The sequence below is a fragment of the Kitasatospora sp. NPDC004799 genome, assembly GCF_040609095.1.
GTDB lineage: Bacteria > Actinomycetota > Actinomycetes > Streptomycetales > Streptomycetaceae > Kitasatospora.
On the sequence record NZ_JBEXJK010000798.1, the window covers coordinates 1 to 1,378 of the forward strand.

Below are 1,378 nucleotides of genomic sequence, written 5' to 3' on the forward strand. Positions count from 1 at the left end.
GGAGCCGAGCGCCGGGCGGCAGTCCGCCGAGCGCACCGCCCGGGCCCTGGCCGAGACCGTCCGCCGCCTCCAGGCCGCCGCCGCCCGGGCGCACGCCGAGGCGCGGAGCACGGCCGCCGTCGACCTCGCCACCGGCATCCTGGCCGAGCGGCTCGGCCTGCCGACCGTCGAGGCCGCCGCGCACCTCGCCCGGCTGGCCCGGGAGGCGGGCGTACCGGTGCTCGCGCTGGCGGCGGACATCGCGGGGCTGCCGGAGCCGGAACCGGAGCCGGTCCCGCTCCTGGGCGCCGGACCGGAACCGGAGGCAGGGCCCGAGCCCGCGACCGCCCCACCGCCCGCCGTCGCCTCGCCGGTTGCCTCGCCCGTCGCCGAGCCGCCCGAGGCCGGCCCGCCCGTCGCGCCCGCGCTCGCCGCCGCCTCCGACCTGGAGCACGCCGCCGGGGCCGTCCTGGAGCAGGCCCGGGCGGCGCTCGGCGTCCGCGCCGTGGCCGTCTGGCAGCTCCTGCCCGGCAGCGCCCTCGCCCTCGCCGTGCACGCCGGGCTCACCGCCCAGGAGGCCGCCGACTGGGCCCGGGTACCGCCCGGCGTGACCACCCCGGCGCAGCTCGTGGTCGGCGGCGGAGCGGAGCTGTGGCCCGGCGATCCGGGGTCGGACGGCCCCTCGGTCGGCGGCGACGCCCACCGCGCGGTCCTCCCGCTGCTCGACCGGCACCGCCGCCGGGGCGCGCTGGAACTGCTCTGGCCCGCCGCCGACGCGGATCCCGCCCCGGCGCTCGGCCCGGCGCAGCGCCGCGAGCTGTACGCCCTCGCCGACCTCTGCGCCACCCTGCTCGGCCCGCCCCCGGAGCCGGTGGCCCCCGAGCAGTCCGCCGCGCTGCTGGACGGGCTGCTCACCCCCGCGATGCTGCTGGCCCCCGTCCTCCGGGCCGAGCGGATCGCCGACTTCACACTGCTGCGGGTCAGCGCCGGGTTCCGCGACCCGCTCGGCCGCGCCCGGGCGGAGCTGGAGGGCGCCTCGCTGCTGGAGACCTACCCGGTCGTCTGCGCCGCCGGACTGCTCGACCGGCTGCTGCGCGCGTACGAGACCGGCGTGCCGTCCACCGCCGAGCCGGTCCGGCTGGCCTTCCGGGAGCACGGGCCGGCTGTCCCGGTGGTCCTGCTGCTCTCGGTCGTCCCGCTCGGCGGCCGGCTGCTGGTCTGCTGGCAGCTGGACGAGCGCGAGGAGGACGAGCGCACCGCCCTGCTGCGCCAGGCCTAGCGGCTGGCCCGGGTGGCCGGGTTCGAGGCGACCGCCCGGTCGCTGAGCCTGATGATCCAGGCCCTGTCCGAGGCCGCCCGGTTCAACGACGTCGAGGGCACCTTCCGCGCGGCGATGAAC

2 protein-coding genes are annotated in these 1,378 nt (G+C 80.3%); both read left to right on the plus strand.

Features of this window, described 5'->3' with window-relative positions:
- The coding region (locus tag ABZW03_RS40890) for an ANTAR domain-containing protein (RefSeq protein ID WP_355269958.1) at positions 1-1,258 on the plus strand (1,258 nt) is incomplete at its 5' end.
- A gap of 12 nt (positions 1,259-1,270) precedes the next feature.
- Positions 1,271-1,378 (plus strand): ribosome-inactivating family protein (locus ABZW03_RS40895; RefSeq protein ID WP_355269960.1); only part of this gene is annotated, 108 nt, incomplete at its 3' end.